Annotated in this window: 12 protein-coding genes; 8 read left to right on the plus strand and 4 right to left on the minus strand. The window is 70.9% G+C overall.

What is annotated here, in order from left to right; translation table 11 throughout:
* The first annotated feature begins 24 nt into the window (after nt 1-24).
* The 3 genes from ASG87_RS17940 to ASG87_RS17950 are packed head-to-tail and all read left to right on the plus strand — an operon-like array spanning nt 25 to nt 1,724.
* Entirely contained in the window at nt 25-366 is a 342-nt protein-coding gene (locus tag ASG87_RS17940; RefSeq protein WP_056008436.1) for a cupredoxin family copper-binding protein, read from the plus strand.
* A gap of 30 nt (nt 367-396) precedes the next feature.
* Nucleotides 397-963, plus strand: coding sequence for a sigma-70 family RNA polymerase sigma factor (locus tag ASG87_RS17945; RefSeq protein WP_056008440.1), 567 nt, complete (start codon nt 397-399; stop codon nt 961-963).
* Complete coding sequence (locus ASG87_RS17950; RefSeq protein WP_056008443.1) at nt 960-1,724, plus strand: zf-HC2 domain-containing protein; 765 nt, start codon at nt 960-962, stop codon at nt 1,722-1,724. Before ASG87_RS17945 ends, ASG87_RS17950 begins: the two co-directional genes overlap by 4 nt.
* Here the strand turns inward: ASG87_RS17950 and hrpA are convergent.
* Nucleotides 1,721-5,881 carry an ATP-dependent RNA helicase HrpA gene (hrpA, locus tag ASG87_RS17955; RefSeq protein WP_056009118.1) on the minus strand — a complete coding sequence of 1,387 codons (4,161 nt, stop codon included), beginning with the start codon at nt 5,879-5,881 and terminating at the stop codon, nt 1,721-1,723. The genes ASG87_RS17950 and hrpA overlap by 4 nt on opposite strands.
* A gap of 144 nt (nt 5,882-6,025) precedes the next feature.
* Here hrpA and ASG87_RS17960 point away from each other — a divergent pair, with 144 nt between their 5' ends.
* Nucleotides 6,026-6,493 carry a Dps family protein gene (locus tag ASG87_RS17960; protein WP_056008446.1) on the plus strand — a complete coding sequence of 156 codons (468 nt, stop codon included), beginning with the start codon at nt 6,026-6,028 and terminating at the stop codon, nt 6,491-6,493.
* Between the two features lie 105 nt (nt 6,494-6,598).
* Here ASG87_RS17960 and ASG87_RS17965 read toward each other — a convergent pair whose 3' ends face one another.
* Nucleotides 6,599-8,539, minus strand: a complete 1,941-nt coding sequence (locus tag ASG87_RS17965) for an LTA synthase family protein (protein WP_056008449.1) — start codon at nt 8,537-8,539, stop codon at nt 6,599-6,601.
* Nucleotides 8,540-8,694: 155 nt separating this feature from the next.
* Here ASG87_RS17965 and ASG87_RS17970 point away from each other — a divergent pair, with 155 nt between their 5' ends.
* Nucleotides 8,695-9,312: a YrbL family protein gene (locus ASG87_RS17970; RefSeq protein WP_056008452.1), complete on the plus strand. Its 618-nt coding sequence runs from the start codon at nt 8,695-8,697 to the stop codon at nt 9,310-9,312.
* A 186-nt stretch (nt 9,313-9,498) separates the two neighbouring features.
* Here ASG87_RS17970 and ASG87_RS17975 read toward each other — a convergent pair whose 3' ends face one another.
* Together ASG87_RS17975 and ASG87_RS17980 are read right to left on the minus strand one after the other, a co-directional pair.
* Nucleotides 9,499-11,160 (minus strand): phosphoethanolamine--lipid A transferase, encoded by a 1,662-nt coding sequence (locus ASG87_RS17975; protein WP_157511151.1) that lies wholly within the window; start codon nt 11,158-11,160, stop codon nt 9,499-9,501.
* 99 nt (nt 11,161-11,259) lie between these two features.
* Nucleotides 11,260-12,948, minus strand: a complete 1,689-nt coding sequence (locus ASG87_RS17980; protein ID WP_056008460.1) for a glycosyltransferase family 39 protein — start codon at nt 12,946-12,948, stop codon at nt 11,260-11,262.
* A gap of 180 nt (nt 12,949-13,128) precedes the next feature.
* Here ASG87_RS17980 and ASG87_RS17985 point away from each other — a divergent pair, with 180 nt between their 5' ends.
* From ASG87_RS17985 to ASG87_RS17995, 3 genes are all read left to right on the plus strand, one after another.
* Nucleotides 13,129-15,726, plus strand: coding sequence for a glycosyltransferase family 2 protein (locus ASG87_RS17985; RefSeq protein ID WP_056008463.1), 2,598 nt, complete (start codon nt 13,129-13,131; stop codon nt 15,724-15,726).
* Nucleotides 15,727-15,855: 129 nt separating this feature from the next.
* The gene (locus tag ASG87_RS17990) at nt 15,856-17,625 is read left to right on the plus strand and encodes an autotransporter assembly complex family protein (protein WP_056008466.1); all 1,770 of its coding nucleotides are present in this window, start codon (nt 15,856-15,858) and stop codon (nt 17,623-17,625) included.
* 3 nt (nt 17,626-17,628) lie between these two features.
* A complete protein-coding gene (locus ASG87_RS17995; RefSeq protein WP_056008470.1) occupies nt 17,629-21,423 on the plus strand; it encodes a translocation/assembly module TamB domain-containing protein in 3,795 nt (1,264 codons plus the stop codon).
* Nucleotides 21,424-21,608 lie beyond the last annotated feature (185 nt).

Below are 21,608 nucleotides of genomic sequence, written 5' to 3' on the forward strand. Positions count from 1 at the left end.
CGCTCCCACCCCAGAGACCCGACCATGAACCTCGACAAGACCGCCCGCCTGGCCCTGGCCGGCATCCTGGCCTGCCTCGCCGCCCCGCTTGCCGCCACGGCCGCCGCGCCCGCGCCGGTCGTCGTGTCCATCACCGGCTTCGCTTTCGGTCCGGCCCAGCTCACGGTGCGGCCCGGCACGCAGGTGACCTGGATCAACCACGACCAGGTGCCGCACACGGTGACCAGCCGGCAGGGCAAGCTGCTGGACTCGCCGGCCCTGGACACCGACGACCGCTATTCGCACACCTTCACCGAGGCGGGCGATTTCGAGTACTACTGCACCGTGCATCCGTTCATGACGGGAGTGGTCCATGTGCGCAAGTGACGTCCCCGCCCTTCGCCGGGCCTGAGCGCGATGGACGCTACGGACCCGCGCGGCCTCGTCGGCGAACTCGCCCTGCGCCAGCTCGACGCCGCCTACAACCTCGCGCGCTGGCTGCTCGGCAACGACGCCGACGCCGGCGACGCCGTGCACGACGCCTTCGTGCGCGCGCTGCAATCGGCGCACACCTACGCCGGCGGCAACGCCAGGGCGTGGTGGCTCACCATCGTGCGCCACTGCTGCTTCGCGCGGCTGAAGGAGCGCAGCGACGGGCGGCGCTTCGTCGCCATCGACCAGCTCGCCGCCGACCTCGGCGAAGCCGCCGTGCAGCGCATCCTGCCGAAGAGCGCGGCCGACGGGCCGGAACAGGGCGCGGCGTCCGCCCAGGAACGCGCGCGGCTGCACCGGCAGTTGCACGAGCTGCCGCCGGAGTACCGCGAGGTGCTGGTCCTGCGCGAGATCGAGGAGCTGTCCTACCGTGAGATCGCCGAAATGCTGTCGATACCGATCGGCACCGTGATGTCGCGCCTGTCGCGCGGGCGCGAACGGCTGCTGCACGCCCTCCGCGCCGACGCGGCGCGCAGCGGAGAACGCCCATGAACTGCGAATCGTCCCGCCACCTGCTGCCGCTGTATTTCGACGGCGAACTGGACCCGGCCGCGAGCCGCGCCTTCGAGTCGCACCTGGACGGCTGCGCCGCGTGCCGGCAGGCGCTGCACGAGCTGGAGACGCTGCGCGCGCGGCTGCGCGACCCGGCGGCGCGCTTCGCCGCGCCCGCCGCGCTGCGCGCCCGCCTCGCCGCCACGGCGCCCGCCCGCCCGCGCATGCGGAACCGTCCATGGCTGGCGCTTGCCGCCTCTTGGCTGGCCGCCGCCGCCGTCGGCGCCGGCTCGGCCGGGCTGTGGCAGGACCGGCAGCACGCCGTACAGGCGCAGGCACAGCTCACCCGCGACCTGTTCGCCGGCCACTGGCGCGCGCTCGCCGCCGCCTCGCCGGTGGATGTGGTCTCCACCGACCGGCATACCGTCAAGCCCTGGTTCGCCGGCAAGGTGGCCGAGTCGCCGCCGGTGCACGATTTCGCCGCGCAGGGCTTCCCGCTCGCGGGTGGGCGCATCGACTACGCCGGCAGCGCGCGCGTGCCGGTGCTGGTCTACCGCCACGGCGGGCACCTGATCGACGTGTTCGTGCTCGCCTCCGCCGATCCCGGCCTGCCGCGGCAGGCGCAGATGCGCGGCTACGGCCTGCGCACGCTGGCGCTTGGCCATGCCACCGCGGCGGTGGTGTCGGACATGGACGAGGCCGAGCTGGACCGTTTCGCGCAGTTGCTGGCACAGGGCGAAACCGCCGCGCCGGCGCGCTAGCCCGGCGCCAGCGTTTCCAGCGCGCGTGCCAGCCGCTTGGCCGAGACCGGCTCGGCGGTCTTGAGCTCCTGCGCGAACAGCGACACGCGCCATTCCTCGATCAGCCACCGCAGCTCGTCCAGCGCCGCGGCATCGGCGCCGGCGGCGCGATGCTGCAACCAGGCGCGCCAGTACGGCAGCACCTGCAGCATGCGCTGCTGGTCCTTCGCCGGGTCCTGGCGCAGGCGCTCGGCGCGCAGGCGCATCGCCTTCAGGTAGCGCGGGTAGTGCGCGAGCCGCGCGGGCGGCAGCTCGCGCAGGAAGCCCGGCACCAGCAGGCCATCCAGTTGCTCGCGCAGGTCGTCGTAGCTGGCCCTCGCGAAGCCCAGCAGCGGCGGCTGCAGCCACGGCTTCAGTTCGGCCTGCGCCTCGATGACCGGCTCGGCCAGCTTCAGCCGCTCCACCGCGCTGGCGAACAGCTCGCGCGCGGCCTGCGTGCGCAGCGCCTCGAACGCGCCGGCCGTGCGCACGTCCAGCGCGTGCCGTTCCAGCAGGTCGGCGAAGCCACCCTCGACCAGGTCCTCGCGCAGGCCCTCCACGCTGCCCAGCGGCGCGTACTTCAGCGACAGCGAGTTGGCGATCGGCAGGCGGCGGCGCGCCTGCTTCATGTCGCTCGCCAGCGCGTTGCGCAGCAGACGCACCACGCCGTCGCGGTGCGCCGCGCGCGCCTCGTCGCCGCGCTCGAACACGCGCAGCGCCACCGTCTCGCCGAGGTCGACCAGCGCCGGGAACGCCGTCAGGCCGCCCTCGGAGCGCACCTGGGCGGGGATCTCCTCGAAGTCCCAATGGGCGACTTCCTCGCGGGTCAGCTCGATGTCGGTCTTGCGCGAGAACGCCTCGCGCGCCTGGCCTTCCCACTGGCCGCGCAGGGCGGCGAGGTCGCGCGAGGCGCCGAGCGTTTTGCCCCGGCCCGCGTCGTCGCCGTCGTGCAGGCGGTAGCGCATCAGGAAATGCGGCGGAAGTTCGACCGTATCGAACTCGCCGGCGGCGATCTCGACGCCGGTGGTGCGCCGCAGGAACGCCGCCAGCGCCTTCGCCAGCGGCTCGTCGCGCGACGCCTCGGCCTCGACGAAGGCGCGCGCGAAGTCCGGCGCCGGCACGAAGTTGCGGCGCAGCGCCTTGGGCAGCCCGCGGATCAGCTCGGCCACCTTGTCGCCGAGCAGGCCGGGCACCAGCCATTCGCAGCGCGCCGCCGGCAGCGCGTTGAGCATCGCCAGCGGCAATTGCAGGGTGACGCCGTCGGCCTCGTCGCCGGGCACGAAGCGGTATTCCAGCCGGTAGCGCTTGGGCGGCAGTTCAAGCGTGGCCGGGAACGCCTTCGGGTCGAGCCCGGCGCCGCCGGCCATCACGTCGTCGATCGACCAGCGCAGCGCGGCCTGCTCGGCCGGTCGCGCGCGGGCGTACCACGCATCCAGCGCGCGGCTGCTGGCGATGTCCCCGGGCAGCTTGCCGCGGAAGAAATCGACCAGTTCGTCCTCGTGGCGGATCAGCCCTTCGCGCCGCTGCTTGGCCTCGATGCCTTGCGCATCCTCCAGCACGCGCCGGTTCGCGCGCACGAAGTCGGCGCGGCTGTCGAGGTCGCCGCGCACCAGCGCCTCGCGCAGGAAGATCTCGTGCGCCAGCGCCGGGTCCTGCTGCTGGAACGTCACCGGCCGCCGCTCGACCAGGGTCAGCCCGAACAGGCTGACCTGCTCGTAGGCCACCACGCAGCCGCGCTTGCGCGACCAGTGCGGCTCGCGGCAGCTCGAACGCAGCAGGTGCGCGGCCTGCTGCTCGATCCACAGCGGCTCGACGCGCGCGTTCGCCATGCCCCACACCTTGCCGCCCACGTCGAGGATCTGCGCCGCGAACACCCAGTTCGGCGGCACCTTCGACAACGCCGAGCCGGGGAACAACTGGAACTTGCGCTCGCGCGTGCCCTGGTAGACGCCCTTCTCGTCCTTGCGCCCGACCTGGGTCGGCAAGCCGGCCAGGAGGGAACGATGGATGGCCTCGAAGAGACCGTCCGTCGCTCCCTGTCGATCCACGGCCGGCTCCTCGCGCTCGCCTCCCCTCCCCTCGGGAGAGGGGATCGAGGTGACGGGCCGGGGCTCGCCAGAGCGTGCAGGCGAAGCGCGCCCGCGCTTTCCGGCGCCCCGCGAAGCGCCCCCCTCGCCCCGGTGAGAGGGAGAAACCGCATCGCGTCCTGCCTTTCCCTTGCCTACAGGAGAAGACGCAGGCCGCGCGGCATCCAGCTTCCAGCCCAGCTCCTGCACCACCAGCAGCAGCTGCCGGTGCAGCTCGCGCCATTCGCGCATGCGCATGAAGCTGAGGAAGTGCCGCGAGCACCAGTCGCGCAGCTTCGACTGGGTCAGTTCCTCATGCGCCTCGTGATAAGCGCGCCACAGGTTCAGCACGCCGACGAAGTCGGATTTCGGGTCGGCGAAGGCGGCGTGCGCGGCGTCGGCCTGCTGGCGCGCGTCGGCCGGGCGCTCGCGCGGGTCCTGGATGCTGAGGAAGGACACCACCGTGAGCAGCTCGCGCAGCGCATGCAGCTTCTCGCCTTCCACCAGCATGCGCGCCAGTTGCACGTCGATCGGCAGGCGCGCGAGGGTGTGGCCGATGGCGGTCAGCCTGCGCGCCTCGTCGATCGCCGAGATCTCGGCGAGCCGGCGGTAGCCGTCGGCGACCACGCGCGGGTCGGGCGCGTCGAGGAAGGGGAACTCGTCCACCTCGCCGAGCCTGAGCGCCAGCATGCGCAGGATCACGTTGGCCAGCGACGAGCGCAGCAGCTCCGGATCGGTGAACGCGGCGCGGCCGGCGTAGTCGGCCTCGTCGTAGAGGCGGTAGCAGATGCCCGGGCCGACGCGGCCGCAGCGCCCCTTGCGCTGGTCGGCGGCGGCCTGCGAGACGGGCTCCACGTGCAGCCGCTCGAGCTGGCTGCGCTGGCTGTAGCGCTTCACCCGCGCGCTGCCGGTGTCGACCACGTAGCGGATGCGCGGCACGGTGAGCGACGTTTCGGCCACGTTGGTGGCGAGCACCACGCGGCGCTTGCTGCCGGGCTTGAACACGCGGTCCTGGTCGCCCGCCGAGAGGCGCGCGTACAGCGGCAGGATCTCGGTCTCGCGGTACTGCCTGCGCGACAGCAGCAGGTGCGCGTCGCGGATCTCGCGCTCGCCCGGCAGGAACACCAGCACGTCGCCTGGGCCGCCGCCGAGGCTGCGGTCGGCCATGATCTCGTCCACCACCGCGGCGACGTGCTCGGCGCTGCCCTGCTGCATGTCCTGGCGGAAATTCCGCGCCGGCGGCCACGGCTCCGGCGCTCCCGCGGCGGGCTCGCCCACCGGCCGCCAGCGCAGCTCGACCGGATACGCCCGCCCTTCCACCGACACCACCGGCGCGCCGCCGAAGTGCTCGGCGAAGCGCGCGGTGTCGATGGTGGCCGAGGTGACGATGATCTTCAGCTCCGGCCGCTTCGCGGCGAGCCGCTTCAGGTAGCCGAGCAGGAAATCGATGTTGAGGCTGCGCTCGTGCGCCTCGTCGATGATGATCGTGTCGTAGGCCGACAGCCAGGGATCGCCCTGGGTCTCGGCGAGCAGGATGCCGTCGGTCATGAACTTGACCAGGGTGCGCTCGGACACCTGGTCGTTGAAGCGCACCTGGAAGCCGACCTGCTCGCCGAGCGCGCTGCCCAGCTCCTCGGCGACGCGGCGCGCCACCGAGCGCGCGGCCAGCCGGCGCGGCTGGGTGCAGCCGATCATGCCGGCCTCGCCGCGGCCGGCGGCCAGGCACAGCTTGGGTAGCTGGGTGGTCTTGCCCGAGCCGGTCTCGCCGGCGATCACCACCACCTGATGCTCGCGGATCAGCTTGACGATGTCGTCGGCGCGCGCGGCGATCGGCAGCGACTCGTCGATCCGGATCGCCGGCTTGGCGGCGACCCGCGCCTGGCGCACGGCGGCCGAGCGCGCGATGTCGGCGGCCAGCTTCTCCAGCTTCGCCTCGTCCGGCTGCCGCGACAGCCCGCGCCAGCGCCCCAGCAGGCGGCCGAAGTCGCGGCTGCACGCGCCGTCGAGCGCCTTGCGCAAGGCGCGCAGGCGGGCATCCGGGGAAACGGGAGGCGTGCGTGGCGTGTCGTTCATGGAACCGCGCATGATAACCGCTGGCGGCGATCCGTCCCGATAGCCGGCGGCTATCGGCGGCATCGGCAGGATTCATTTCCCCTGCATCGCAGGCGTCGCTAAGCTGCATGCCAGACGCACGACTCACCCCCGAAGGAGCACTCCATGGCCCTGAACATCGGTATCGCCAAGAAGGACCGCGAGGCGGTCGCCAAGCACCTGTCCAAGCTGCTCGCCGACACCTATTCGTTGTACCTGAAGACCCACAGCTTCCACTGGAACGTCACCGGCCCGCAGTTCAACAGCCTGCATGCGATGTTCGAGACCCAGTACAACGAGCTGTGGCTCGCCGCCGACGAAGTCGCCGAGCGCATCCGCACGCTCGACGTGTTCGCGCCGGGTTCCTACAGCCAGTTCGGCAAGCTCACCTCGATCAAGGAAGAACCCGGCGTGCCGGACTGGAAGGAGATGGTGAGCCAGCTGGTCGAGGGCCACGAGATCGCCGCCCATACCGCGCGCCAGACCATCAAGGCCGCCGATGGCGCCGGCGACGAAGGCACCGCCGACATGGTCACCGGCCGCCTGAAGGAACACGAGAAGACCGCCTGGATGCTGCGCTCGCTGCTGAAGTAGGCCCGCCCGCGTTCCACGGCAAAAGAACCACGGCAAAAGAAGAAAAGGGCCGGCCCGTCCTGCGACGGGCCGGCCCTTTTCTTTCGATGCCCTCGCGTGCCGCGGCTAGGGCCGCGCCGTGCTGGCGGACGCGGCGGGCGCCGCTGGCCGCTGCATGCTCTCGGGCGGCAGCTTGTAGCGCTGGTTGGCATAGGCCCAGCTCGGCCACAGCGCGTGCGCCAGGGCTTCCTTCGCCAGCGCGGGATCGACCGCCTCCGGCGTGAGCTTCTCGGCGGCGACGTCGTAGCGGAACTCGGACGCCGGCTTCTGCGGCAGCAGCACCAGCAGCCTGTCGCCCTTGAGGTAACCGTAGTTGTCGCCGTACTGCATGATCGCGCGGTCGGGATAGCGCCGGGTCAGGTCGGCGCCGAGCATCGGATGCACGCTGCTGATGCCGATCAGCGACAGCAGGGTCGGCGCGAGGTCGACCTGGCTAACCAGATGCTCGTCGCGCCGCACCGGCACGCCGGCGCCCAGGATCAGCGCCGGGATATGGAAGTGCCGCACCGGCACCAGGCTGGCGCCGAACACGCGCGCGTCGTGGTCGGCCACCACCAGGAACACGGTGTGGTTCCAGTACGGCGATTTCTTCGCGCGCTCGAAGAACTGCCCGATCGCCCAGTCCGCATAGCGCACGCTGTTGTCCACGCTGGCCGGGTCGCCCTGGGTCTGGATGCGTCCCTTCGGATACTCCCACGGCGTGTGGTTGGACACGCTGAAGGCCAGCGTGAAGGTGGGCTTGTCGCCGTCCTGCATCAGCCGGTGGTGCAGCTCGTTGAACATGTCCTCGTCGGCGGCGCCCCAGGAGCCGACGAAGCCGGGCTGGAGGTCGAACTTCGGCTGGTCGATCACTTCCTTGAAGCCGTTGCCGAGGAAGAAGCCCTTCATGTTGTCGAAGTGCGCCTCGCCGCCATAGATGAAGCGCGTGTGGTAGCCGTACTGGTCAAGCAGGCCGGCGATGGTGAAGAAACCGCGCTGGCTGCGCGGCAGCTTCAGCACCGCCTCGGCCGGGGTCGGCAGGAAGCCGGTGGTGAGCGCCTCCAGCCCGCGCACCGAACGGGTGCCTGTGGCATAGGTGCGCGCCAGCATCCAGCCCTGCGTGCCCAGCGCGTCGAGGTTGGGCGTGAGGTCCTTGCCGCCGAGGCTGCCGACGAACTGCGCACCCAGGCTTTCCTCGGCGATGATCACCAGGTTGTACGGCCGCGCCGGCGTGGCACTGGCCTGCTGCCGGTGCAGGCTGGGCATCGCCGGGTCGAGCGGCGCGCCGTCGAGGCCCGCGGCCCGGCGCACGATGGCCTGCATTTCCGCTTCCGGCATCTTGCCGTACACCGCCGAGGCGGAGCGCTCGTTCCCCATCGCCCAGATCGCGCTGCTGACGTTGTAGGCGGAGTTGAGCGGCAGCGTGTTGATCATCGCGTCGTCGCTGAAGGCCACCTGCGCGGCATTCAGCGGGCGATGCTCCAGCGTGCCGCGCCCGGCCAGGAACAGCACGGCGAACGCCACCACCGTGAACACCGGCCGCAGCCACAGGCGCATGCGCGCGTCCACCCTGCGCCACGACAGCAGGCGGAAGCCGAACCAGCCCAGCGCGGCCAGCACCAGCACGCCGGCCAGCAGCACGCCCTTGTAGCCGTGCCACAGCATCGCCGAGACCTCGCGCGGGCTGGTGAGGTATTCGATGAACAGGCGGTTCGGGCGCGTGTCGTACTCGATGATGAACTGCGGCGTGGAGACTTCCAGCAGCACCAGCAGCAACCACCACAGGCGATACCAGTAGGCGCTGAGCCGCACCGCCAGCGGGCGATGGCCCAGCCACGGCGACAGCAGCACCGGCCAGGCGCAGATCATCGCCAGGTAGCTCAGGTCGATGCGCCAGCCGCCGAGCAGGATCGGCCACAGCCCGCCGACCGGCTGCACGCGCGGCCACAGCCACAGCGACAGGCCGATCCGGCTCAGGGTGAGCAGGACGAAGGCCGCCGCAAAGAAACGCCATGACAAACGCCGCATGCCGGGATTCCGATGGAAAGGGGAAGCACACCGGCGCAGCACGGCGCGCCGGACACGGGGCGCAGTCTAGCGCGTCGCCGTGCATGCGGCCCCGGAAGGTGCATGCGCACGGCCATCTCCCGCACAATGGCGATCCCTCGAACGGTGCCGCATCCATGCTCGAACTCCGCCACGCCACGCCGATCGCCAGCGGCCAGCACCGCCTGGTGTACCAGCATCCGCACGAGCCGGATTTCCTGGTCAAGGTGATGCGCGCCGAGGAACTGGAGGCGCACCGCCGCGCGCCGTGGTACCGGCGCCTGGCGCGCACCGGGCCGTACCGCGGCTACCTGCGCGAACTCAAGGAATACCTGGCCTCGCGCTGCGCCTCCGACGGCGTGTCGCCGCTGGCGCGCGTGGTGGGCCTGGCCGAGACCGACCTCGGCCCCGGCCTGGTGGTGGAGAAGGTCTACGGCGCCGACGGCGGCCTGGCGCCCAACCTGGACAGCTGGGTGCGCCGCGACGGCTTCACCGCCGAGATCCAGGCGGCGATGGACACGCTGCTGGCGCAGCTGCTGGAGCACGACGTGATCGCCGCCGACCTGCACGCCTGGAACCTGGTCTACGGCAGCGATTCCCAGGGCGGCACGCGGCTGGTGATGATCGACGGCTTCGGCGAGAAGAACATGATCCCGCACTGCTCGATGAACCGCCGCCACAACGCCAGCCGCACCCGCCACAAGTTCCGCCGGATGCTCGCGCGCACGCGGGCCACGCCGCGCTCGGCGGAATGAATCTGGCGGCGCGCCGCCTGCCTCAGTACCTATTCACGATCTTCGGGTATCTCCACATCGGACGTCATCCCAGCGAAAGCTGGGATCCAGCGTCTTTGGAGCTTGGGAGCATCAAGTCACTGGATTCCTGCTTTCGCAGGAATGACGACGAAGCTATCGGACGACCGCTGAATCGCGAACACGCACTTACGTCGCGTTGTCCCGACGGCAGCCCGCCAGCATGTCCAGCGGCCGGCGGTAGACGCCGGTCTGCACGTCGAACATGCCCAGCACGGTGTGGAACAGGTTGTCCTGGCTCAGCCGCTGCGCCTGCAGCGCGTCGAGGCAGGCGGGCTTGAGCTCGCTGTCCTGCCGCCACTGCGGCGACAGCCACAGCAGCATCGGGATGTGCTTCTGCTGGGAGGGCGCCTCGTTCCAGTCGGCGCCGTGCAGGTACAGGTTGTTCTCGCCCAGCGACTCGCCGTGATCGGACAGGTACAGCATGGCCGTGTCGACCTGCGGTTGCGCGGCAAGCATGTCGACGACGCGGCCAAGGATGTGGTCGGTGTAGAGGATGGTGTTGTCGTAGCTGTTGACCACCTGCGCGTAGCTGCAGGTCTGCAGCTCGGCGGTGTTGCAGCCCGGGCCGAAGCGGGCCATGTCGGCCGGATAGCGCTTGTAGTAGGCCGGCCCGTGGCTGCCCTTGATGTGCAGCACGATCAGCGCCGGCGAGCGCATCGAGGCCAGCCGCTGCGGCAGGCCGTCGATCAGCACCTGGTCGAGGCAGCCGTCGCCGTCGCACAGGCCAGCGATCTTCGCCGCGGTCAGGTCCTCGTTGGGCACCCGCGCGCAGACGCCCTTGCAGCCTTCGTCGTTGTCGCGCCAGAACACGTCCACGCCGGCGTGCCGCAGCACGTCGAGCAGGTTCCAGCGCGCCTTCGCCGTCGCCTTGTCGAAATGCGCGCGGCCCAGGTCGGAGAACATGCACGGCACCGAGACCGTGGTGGCGGTGCCGCACGACCAGGTGTCGCGGAAGTAGTACACGCCGCGCTGCTTCATCTCCGGGTTGGTCTCGCGCGGATAGCCCTGCAGCGAGAAGTTCTCCGCCCGCGCCGTCTCGCCCACCACCAGCACCAGCACCCGCCTGCGGCCGTCGGCGGTCGCCGCCGGGGCCAGCCGCGCGTCGGTGCCGATCGGCACCAGCGGCCGCTGGCGGCGGAACACGTCGCGCTGCAGGTAGTGGAAGGTGCCGCTCAGCGCCGCGTACGGGTTGAACACGTCGTACATCACGCGATGGTTGCGGAAGTAGTACACGTAGGTGCGCCCGGCCAGGTATGCCGACGCGCCCATCGAGGCCAGCACCAGGCCCACGATCACCGCCCGCCGCAGCAGCTCGCGCCGCCACGGCGCGAAACGCACCGGCACGCACAGCACGATCGCCGCCGGCAGCACGCCGGCCAGCGCGAACCAGCCCAGCGCGCCGCGCGTCAGCAGGGCGCCGGCCTCGGCCCGGCTGGTCTCGAAGATGCTCTGGATCACTTCCTGGTTGAGCCAGGCGCCGAAGTTGTCGATGTAGTAGGCGCTGGCCGCGCTGACCAGCACCAGCAGCGCCAGCAGCGGCTTGCCCACGCGCGGCCACAGCACCGCCGAGACGATCACCACCACCATGCCGACCAGCCGCAGGCACACCGACAGCGCGAACGGCCACTGCTGCAGCATGCCGCCCGAGGCGGCGAACGACGCCACCACCTGCCGCCACAGCGTCTGGTTGAGGAAGGCCAGCAGGTACGCCGCCACCAGCAGGCCCAGCGCCCACGCGGGCATCGCCCGGCGGCCCGTGCCGGGCAACGCGTCGATCCGATCCGTCACGCCCTGTTCCTCCGCGGTGCCGACGACCGCGCAAAGCGTTGATTTTAGTCGATCCGCCCCCTGCGCGACAGCGCGATGGCAAGCGGATGACAGGCCCGTTCAGCGGATCGACGGACAGCCCGGCAGCACCGCCGCCGCATCGAACATCCACCACTCGTTGCGGTTGGCCGTACCCACCCGCAGCGCCCTCGAACGGTCCACGCAACCGTCCATGACCTTGCCGTCGATCAGGATCCAGCGCCGTTGCGGCGCCTGCGCCTGCCACGCCAGCGCGTCGTGCAACTGCTGCCGCGCCGGGCGCGAGAAGCCGAACTCGCGCACCGGGCGCAGCGCCTGGAGCAGCAGTTCCTCGCGCCACTGCACCAGGGCCAGCTCGCCCTGCGGGCCGATCCGCGCATCGGCGCGGCGCATCAGGGCGCGGGCCGACTGGTTGTCGTCGAGCAGCAGGGCGGTGGCGCAGCTCCACGCCACCCAGGCGGCCGCGATGCCGGCCAGCAGCCCGGCCACGCCGCGGACGGGGCGGAACCAGGCCGCCGCCAGCAGGATCAGCGCGCCCACCGCGATCGCCGCCAGCCACAGCGGCCGCCCCTGCGCCGCCAGCTCGTAGCCGTCGGCGATCCGCTGGGCCGCGCGCGGATGCGCCAGCAGGGCCCACAGGCCGGCGCCGGCGAACAGCAGCCCCATCAGCACCGCCAGCGCGAACGCCGACCGCTGCAGCCAGCGCGCGCGCAGCAGCGGCTCCAGGTACGGCGCCAGCGCCAGCGCCGCCATCGGCAGCGCCGGCAGCAGGTAGATCTCGCGCTTGCCGCCGGGAATGCTGAAGAACAGCAGGGCCAGCAGCCACCAGGCCAGCGGCAGCAGCAGGCGCGGCTCGCGCCCGCGCAGGGCTCGGCGCCAGGCCGGGACGGCCAGCGGAATCAGCAGGCACACCGGGAACCAGTCGCGCAGCATCACCAGCCCGAAGAACCAGAACGGCTCCACGTGCGTCCACGAATTGGCGTAGCGCTCGGCGGTCTGGCGGAACAGCAGGTCGTGCACGTAGGCCTGGTACTCCGGCGAACGCTGGCCGTAGGCCACCGCCAGCATCGGCACCAGCCACAGCAGGATCGGCAGCAGGAAGGCCAGCGCGCCGCCGGCCCAGCGCCAGCCGTCGCCGCGGGTGCGGGTGATCCCGGGCCATTGCCGCCACCGCGCATAGGCGTACGGCAGCAGCATCAGCAGCGCCAGCACGCCGACGCCCTTGCTGATCACGCCCATCCCCGCCGCGAGGCAGCCCAGCCAGTACGCGCGCCAGTCCGGCCCGCGCAGGCAGTGCACCAGCAGGCCAGCGTTGCCCAGGGTGATCCACAGCAGCAGCAGCGGATCGATCTGCGCGTGCCTGACCACGTCGACGAACTGCATGGCGGCCAGCAGCGCGATGGCGGCATGCAGGCCGGTCCGCTCGTCCCACAGCCGCCGGCCAGTGCGGTAGACCACGGCCAGGGTCGCCAGGCCGGACAGCAGCGACGGCAGCAGGAAGGCGCCGCGCCAGCCGCCGGTCAGCCAGGACACGGCCGCCTCGCACCACATCAGGAGCGGCGGCTTGTCCGAGTACAGCTCGATCCCCCGGTGCGGGAACAGCCATTGCCCGGAATCGAGCATCTGCCGCGCGATCAGGGCGAAGCGCGGCTCGTCCGGCGGCCACGGATGGCGCAGGCCGATCCCTGCCGCCAGCACCACGAACGCCACCAGCATGAACCACCCGAAGGCCCGGCGGGCGGCCCCGTCATCGGCAGTCTGAGGACTCATCTCGCACCCTCGGCTGAAATCCAGCTCGGCAGGATAGGAAGGCTTCCTTATCACCGGATTACACGCCTCCGGCCTGACCTTGCGCTGACCGCTCCGGGCACGCTTTATTGAGCCGCCTGCCCCGCCTCAGTAAGCTCCACAGGCTTTTCGGCCTCGTGTGAGGCACCCACGGGGATCGTCTTGAGCGCCACAGCCACCACCCGCGACAGCCGCTATCCGCTGTTCACAGCCATCCTGCTCGCCGTGATCGTGGCGGCCATGAACATCGGCCTGTGGTGGTGGAGCAACCTGCCGCACGGCCCGGAGGACTGGCACGGCAAGATCGGCGGCTTCGCGCTGTCGCCGTTCCAGCGCTACCAGGACCCGCTGAAGAAGGACTTCCCCAGCGACGACGAGATAGCCGGCGACCTGAAGCTGGTGGCCCGCTACAGCGACCGCATCCGCACCTATTCGATGCAGGTCAACCCGCAGATCTACCGGCTGGCCGAGAAACAGGGCCTGCAGGTGATGGCCGGCGCCGAGATCGACCGGCGCATGGACAACAACGAGCGCGAGATCGAGGCGCTGATCGCGCAGGCGCGACGCTACCCCAACTCGATCAACCGGGTGGTGGTCGGCAACGAGGTGCTGTTCCGCAACGACATCCCGCCGGAGCAGTTGATGGCCTACGCCGACCGCGTGCGCGCGGCGGTGCACCAGCCGGTGACCATCGCCGAGCCGGCGCACATCTGGGTCAAGTACCCGGAACTGGTGCGGCACGTCGACTTCATCACCGTGCACCTGTTCCCGTACTGGAACGGCGTGGACCGCAAGAACGCCATCGACGACGCGCTCGGCAGCTACCAGCAACTGCAGCGGCTGTACCCGGACAAGCACATCGTGATCGGCGAGATCGGCTGGCCGTCCAACGGCAACCGCTTCCAGTACGCCGACCCGTCGGTGTCGAACGAGGCGATCTTCCTGCGCCAGTGGTTCAACGTCGCCAAGCAGTTGCACATCGACTACTACGTGATGGAGGCGTTCGACCAGCCCTGGAAGGAGCAGCTCTCGGGCCGCACCGAAGCCTACTGGGGCATGTTCAACGCCGACCGCCAACTGAAGTTCCCGTTCACCGGGCCGGTCACCGAGGACGTCGGCTGGCCGTGGAAGGCGCTGGCGGCGAGCCTGCTGGCGCTGATCCCGATGGTCTGGTTCGCGCGCCGCTTCAGCCGCTTCAAGCTGATGGGCCGGTTCTTCTTCGCCGCGCTGATCCAGCTCGCCTGCGGCCTGGTGGTGTGGTCGGCGACGCTGCCGTTCAACTTCTACCTGAGCTGGATCGACTGGACCATGCTGGTCCTGCTGTTCCCGGCGCAGATCGCGATCCTCGCCATCCTGCTGATCAACGGCTTCGAGTTCACCGAGGTGCTGTGGCGGCGCAACTGGGTGCGCCACGCCGGCATGCTGCGGCCCGACCGCCCCGAGAAACAGCCGTTCGTGTCGATTCACCTGGCCTGCTACAACGAGCCGCCGGAGATGGTGATCGTCACGCTCGATTCGCTGGCCGAGCTGGACTACCAGAACTACGAAGTGCTGGTGATCGACAACAACACCAAGAACCCGGACGTGTGGAAGCCGGTGCAGGCGTACTGCGAGAAGCTCGGCCGCCGCTTCCGCTTCTTCCACCTGGAGCCGTGGCCCGGCTTCAAGGCCGGCGCGCTGAACTTCGGCCTGAAGGAGACCGCGCCGGAAGCCGAGGTGGTGGCGGTGATCGACGCCGACTACGTGGTGCGCCCGGACTGGCTGGCCACCCTCACCGGCCACTTCCACGACCCGAAGGTGGCGGTGGTGCAGTGCCCGCAGGCGCACCGCGACTTCGAGCACAACCGCTTCCGCCGCATGACCGCGTGGGAATACGACGGCTTCTTCCGCATCGGCATGCACCATCGCAACGAGCGCAACGCGATCATCCAGCACGGCACCATGACCATGGTTCGCCGCTCCGCGCTGGAAGGCACCGGCGGCTGGTCCGAGTGGACCATCTGCGAGGACGCCGAGCTGGGCCTGCGCCTGATGCATGCCGGCTACGAGCTGGTCTACGTCGACGAGCTGATGGGCAAGGGCCTCACCCCGGCCGACTTCAAGGCGTACAAGAGCCAGCGCTACCGCTGGGCGTTCGGCGCCATGCAGATCCTCAAGGGCCGCTGGGACTGGATGACCAGGAAGGGTCCGCTCTCGGCCGGCCAGCGCTTCCACTTCCTCACCGGCTGGTTCAGCTGGTTCGCCGACGCGCTGCACCTGATCTTTACCATGATGGCGATCTACTGGACCGCCGGCATGATCGGCCTGCCCACCCTGTTCAGCCTGCCGATGCAGTTGTTCCTGATCCCGGTGATCGGCTTCTTCTTCGCCAAGGCGATCTTCGGCATCGTGCTGTACCGCGCCCGCGTGCCCTGCGGCTGGTACGACACGCTGATGGCGTCGCTGGCCAGCATGGGCCTCAGCCACGCCATCGCGCGCGGCATCCTGCACGGCCTCACCCGCGAGAAGACCGCCTTCGTGGTCACCGCCAAGAGCCGGCGCCTGGGCGAATCGGGCTTCGCCGCGTTCGCGCCGGTGCGCGAGGAGCTGCTGATGGCCTGCGCGCTGACCCTGTGCGTGATCGGCATGGCGATCGGCTTCGGCACGCGCTACGTCGAGGGCACCCTGTGGATGATCATCCTCGCCGCGCAGTCGATCCCGTACTTCTCCGCCGTGGTCGGCGCGTGGATCGCGCACAAGGCCGGCGACAAGGCCGGCTGACGCCCGCGCGCCCGGCCCGGCGCGCGCGGCGCCCGCGCCGGGGTTGGCCGGGCTTCATACGATGCCGACGCCAACTTGGGTAAGCTGCCCCTACCCGTGTACCCGCATTCAAGGATGGAACCCCCGCGCATGCGCCGAGCCCGACGACGCCTGAGCCTCCTGCCGCCGTTGCTGTTGCTGCTGGCGTCGCAGGCCCATGCGGGCGTGCAACTGGTGGTGGACGGCGTCGACGACTCCATGAAGGGAGCGGTGGCGGCCAGCGTGGAGCTGTCGCAGTACGCCAGGCGCGATGTCAGCGACGCGCAGCTGCGGCGACTGTACGAGCGCGCGCCCGACCAGGCGAAATCCGCGCTGGAGCCCTACGGCTACTACGACGCCACGGTCACCGGCGACCTGCAGCAGACCGGCAAGGACTGGAAGGTGACCCTGCACGTGAAGCCGGGCGAGCCGGTGAAGGTCACCGCGGTCGACGTGCGGCTCGACCCGGCCGCCGCCGCGATCGGCCCGATCCGCCGCGCCCGGCGCGCGATCGAGAAGCTCAAGGACCAGCCGCTGAACCACGGCACCTACGACGCCGCGCGCGACGCCCTGAGCAGCAGCCTCACCGCCAACGGCTTCCTCGGCGCCAAGCTGCTCACCCACCGGGTCGAGGTCAGCCGCGCCAACCGCAGCGCGGCCATCCACCTCGCCTGGGAGGCCGGGCCGCGCTACCGCTTCGGCCAGGTGCACTTCCAGGGTTCGCAGTTCGACGAAGGCTTCCTCGACCGCTACGTGCCGTTCAAGCGCGGCGACTACTTCTCCCAGGACCAGTTGCTGCAGTTGCAGCAGGCGCTGAACGGCGCGGACTATTTCTCGGTGGTCAACGTGCTGCCCGACGTGGACGACGCCCGGGACGGCACCGTCGATGTCGACGTGCAACTGGCGCCGGCCAAGCGCACGATCTACACCGGCGGCCCGTTCATCGGCACCGACACCGGCTTCGGCGTGCGCGGCGGGATGGAGCGGCGCTGGGTGAACCGGCGCGGCCACAAGTGGAAGAACGAACTGGTGCTGGCGCAGAAGCTGAAGACACTGTCCACGCTGTACTCGATCCCGATGCCCGGCGACAACCAGCGCAGCTACAACTTCGGCGCGAACTTCCGCGACGCCGACACCGCCACCTCGCAGTCGCGCACGCTGGAGCTGGTCGCCAACGAGACGCGGCTGTGGCACGGCTGGACCCGCACGCTCGGCGTGCACGCGCTGTCGGGCACCTTCACGGTGGGCAAGAAGGGCGGCGAGTCGGACAACACGCTCGGCATCGAGCGCGGCAACAGCACCGAGGTGTTCGCCGAGGCGGCGCTCTCGCGCAAGCAGGGCGACAACCCCACCTTCGTGCGCCGCGGCTGGTCGGTGAACATCGCCGCGCGCAGCACCGCCGGCACCCTGCTCTCCGACGCCAGCTTCAGCCAGATCCTGGGCGACGTGAAATGGATCCGCGCGTTCGCCGGCCGCAACCGGCTGATCCTGCGCGGCAGCGCCGGCTACACCTGGACCAACGACTTCGCCGCGCTGCCGCCGCAACTGCGCTTCTTCGCCGGCGGCGACCGCTCAGTGCGCGGCTACGGCTACCAGTCGATCGGGCCGCGCAACAGCTACGACCGCGTCATCGGCGGGCGCAACCTGCTGGTCGCCAGCACCGAGGTGGAGCACTACTTCACCCGCAACTGGGGCATGGCCGCCTTCGTCGATGCCGGCAACGCCTTCAACGGCACCGACTACCGCCCGAAGATCGGCGCCGGCCTGGGCCTGCGCTGGCTGTCGCCGGTGGGCATGATCCGGCTGGACCTGGGCACGCCGGTCCACAACAAGGACGAGCACGGCGTGGAACTGCACATCGTGATCGGCCCGGACCTCTGACCGATGAACGCCACCGCCACGCCTCCCGCACCCGCTCCCCGTCGCCGCCGCTGGCCGCGCCGGCTGGCGGCCGCGCTGCTGATCCTGCTGGCGCTGCTGGCCCTCGGCGCCGGCTGGCTGCTCGGCACCGGCTCCGGGCTGCGCTTCGCGCTCGCGCGCGCCAGCGGCCTCACCGGCGGCGCGCTCAGCGTGCAGCAGGCGCAGGGCCGGCTGATCGGCCCGCTAGACCTTGCCGGCGTGCGCTACGCCGACGGCAAGGGGCTGGACGCGCGCGTGGGCAGGCTGCACCTGGACCTGCGCTTCTGGCCCCTGCTGGCCAGGCGCGTGCATGTGCTCGCGCTGCAGGTGGACGACGTGCGCGTGGCCCTGCCCGCCGCCAGCGAGGACACGCACGAGAGCGGCGGCAGCTTCTCGCCGACCCCGCCGGTGGACCTGCTGCTCGACCGCGTGCAGGTGGGCAAGGTCGAGCTCGTGCAGGACGGCAAGCCGCTGTTCGCCTCCGACAGCCTCGCCCTGGCCGGTAGCTGGACCGCCAACGGCATTGCGCTGAAACGGCTCGCGCTGCGCGCGCCGGACGGCCACGCCGACCTCGACGGCCAACTGGCGATCGGCACGCGCAACCAGGGCGCCGGCGCCATCGACTTCGGCTGGAAGCTCGGCGGCGTCGACTACGCCGGCAAGCTCAGCGCCCGCAGCGACGGCCGGCAGAGCCACGCCGAGCTGGCGCTCGACCTGCCGATGGTCGCCCACCTGCAACTGGACCTCGCCCAGCACGACGCGAGCTATCCGTGGACGGCGAAGCTGCTGGCGCCGAAGTTCGATCCCAAGCCGCTGCTCGGCGACAGCGCGCTCACCGCCCTCGGCATCGACCTGCAAGGCAGCGGCGACCGCCGCGGCGGCAGCCTGCAGGGGCGGCTCGACCTCAACGACTACCAATTGCTGCTGCAACCGCTGCGCGCGCACTTCAGCGACGACTTCGGCACCCTGACCCTGGACGAACTCGCGCTGGGCTCGCCGCAGGTCAAGGGCCGGGTGGAAGCGAACGGCACCGTGCGGCTCGACGCCAAGCCGGTCGGCGGCGACCTGGCGATCCGCTGGAAGGACCTGCTGCTGCCGCCCGAACTCGCCGGCCAGGCGCTCGCCAGCCAGGGCCGCCTGCAGGCGAAGGGCAACGCCGAACAGTTCCATGCCGAGGGCGACGTCGACGTCGGCCCGCCGGGGCAACTGGCCAAGCTCGCGCTGAACCTGGACGGCACCCGGCAGCAGATCGCCCTGCATTCGCTGGCGCTGAAGCAGCCGCAGGGCGGCCTGCAGGCGAAGGGTACGCTGACCCTGCAACCGGAGCTGGGCTGGCAGCTCGAAGCCACCGCCAACCGGCTCGATCCGGGCCAGTTGTTCGCCGGCTGGAACGGCGCGCTCGACGCCGACATCGCCACCCACGGCACGCTGCCGAAAGACCGGCCCGACGCCAGCATCGAGATCCGCAAGCTCGGCGGCCGGCTGCGCGACCGCGCACTGCGCGGCAGCGGCCAGTTGCACCTGGCGCCGAGCCAGGTGATCGACGGCAAGCTCGAACTCGCCTCCGGCGGCAGCACCGTGGCGCTCGCCGCCAGGCCGGGCAGCCGCAACGACATCGACCTGACCCTGGCTATCGCCTCGCTCGGCGACTGGCTGCCGAACGCCGGCGGACGCCTCGACGGACGATTCAACGTGCGCGGCCTGATGCCGAAGCTCAGCGTGGACGGCAACCTGCGCGGCCAGGCGCTGGCCTACCAGGGCAACACCGTCGACGGCCTGCAATTGAACGCGCACCTGCCGGACGTCAGCCAGCCCGGCGGCAAGCTCGACCTGGCGGCCAGCGGCGTGCACGCCGGCGGCCTGGCGTTCCAGCAGATCCGCCTCGACGGCGACGGCACCGAGGCCAGGCACAGCCTGCGGCTCGACGCGCGCGGCACCCAGCTCTCGGCCGAGCTCGCGCTGAGCGGCGGCCTCAAGGGCCAGGCATGGAACGGCACGCTGTCCACGCTCAACCTCGATCCGCAGGGGCTGCCGCGCTGGCGCCTGCGCCAGCCCGTGCAACTGGCCTACAACGACGGCGCGGCCTCGCTGTCCGAGCTGTGCCTGACCGCCGGCGATCCGCTGCTGTGCCTCGCCGCGAAGCAGGACAAGGCCGGCAACCTCGACGCCAGCTACCGGCTGCAGGCCCTGCCGCTGGCCCTGCTGCTCAACGCCAGCGGCAACGCCGACCTGCCGGTGCGCGCCGACGGCACCCTGGAAGGCAGCGGCAAGCTGCACCGCACCGCCGCCGGTGCGCTCAGCGGCAACGCCTCGATCACCTCGGCGCGCGGCACGGTCACCTATACCGACCGCGCCGACCAGCCCCTGCTCGGCTGGCGCGACCTCGCCGTCAACGCCGAGCTGAGCCCGCAGCGGCAGCAGGCCAGCGTGCGCGCCAGCCTCGACGACGGCGGCCGCCTGGACGGCCAGCTCAGCCTCACTGGCGCGCAGCAGGCGCTGGGCGGCCAGCTCGCGCTGCACCTGGCCAGCCTCGCCCCGCTGGAACTGCTCACCGCCGAGCTGGCCAACGTGAAGGGCGGCCTCGACGGCAATTTCCATTTCGCCGGCACGCTGGCCCAGCCGGCGATCACCGGCCAGGCCACGGTGCAGGGCTTCGCCGCCGAGGTGCCTTCCGCCGGCCTCAAGCTGAGCCAGGGCCGGCTCGCGGTCAGCACCGCCGACGCGCGCCAGTTCCGCATCGACGGCAGCGTGCAGTCGGGCAAGGGCACGCTCACCGTCGGCGGCAGCGCCGGGATCGGCGAAGGCGCGCAGACCGCGATCACGCTCAAGGGCAGCGAATTCACCGCGGCCGACATCCCCGCCGCGAAGGTGGCGATCTCGCCCGACCTGGTGATCCGCCAGGACGCCAAGGGCCTGGACGTCGGCGGCTCGGTGACGCTGGACAGCGCCGACGTGAACCTGGAGAAGCTGCCCGGCGCCGGTGCCACCCAGACCTCGCCCGACGTAGTGGTGATCGACCAGGAGCAGCAGGAGAAGGCCGCCAGCAAGCTGCCGGTCCGCGCGCAGGTCAAGGTCGACCTCGGCCGCAAGACGCACCTGATCGGCATGGGCCTGGACGGCCGCCTCACCGGCACGCTGACGGTGAGCGAACGGCCCGGCCGCGACACCACCGGCCAGGGCCAGATCGGGGTGGACGGCACCTACAAGGCGTACGGCCAGAACCTGCACATCGAGCGCGGCCAACTGCTGTTCGCCAGCACGCCGATCGACAACCCCGGCCTGAACATCCGCGCGGTGCGCAAGCTCAACCCCAACGCCACCATCGACGAGGGCCAGGAAGTCGGCCTGCTGGTCTCCGGCACCGCGCAGCGGCCGATCCTCACGGTGTTCTCCAACCCGGTGATGGAGCAGTCCGACGCGCTGTCCTACCTGGTCACCGGCAAGCCGCTGTCGCAGGTGAAGGGCGGCGAAGGCGACATGGTCGGCGCCGCCGCACAGGCGCTTGGCTCGGCCGCCGGCGACCTGCTCGCCAAGAGCGTGGGCTCCAAGCTCGGCGTGGACGAGATCGGCGTGTCCAGCAACGAGGCGCTCGGCGGCAGCTCCGCCTTCACCGTCGGCAAGTACCTGTCGCCGCGGCTGTACCTCAGCTACGGCGTCGGCCTGTTCGAGCCGGGCCAGGTGATCACCCTGCGCTACCGCCTCAGCCACCGCTGGAACTTCGAAGCCCAGCAGGCCACCGAATTCAGCCGCGCCAGCTTCAACTACCGGATCGAGAAATAGGGCTGTTGTGTTGGCCCGAAGGCAGGGAAGTCCGGGAACAACCCAGTTCACCATTCCTGCGGCTCTCAACGGCCGCAGGGCCGGTCAAGCGGGAGGCGCTTTAACAGTCGAAGGACTGGTCATCCCGCGCCTTTCAAGTCGCTGGATCCTCGCTTTCGCGAGGATGACGAGCAAAAGCTCGCCGG

The sequence above is a fragment of the Frateuria sp. Soil773 genome (genome assembly GCF_001428405.1).
GTDB lineage: Bacteria > Pseudomonadota > Gammaproteobacteria > Xanthomonadales > Rhodanobacteraceae > LMSL01.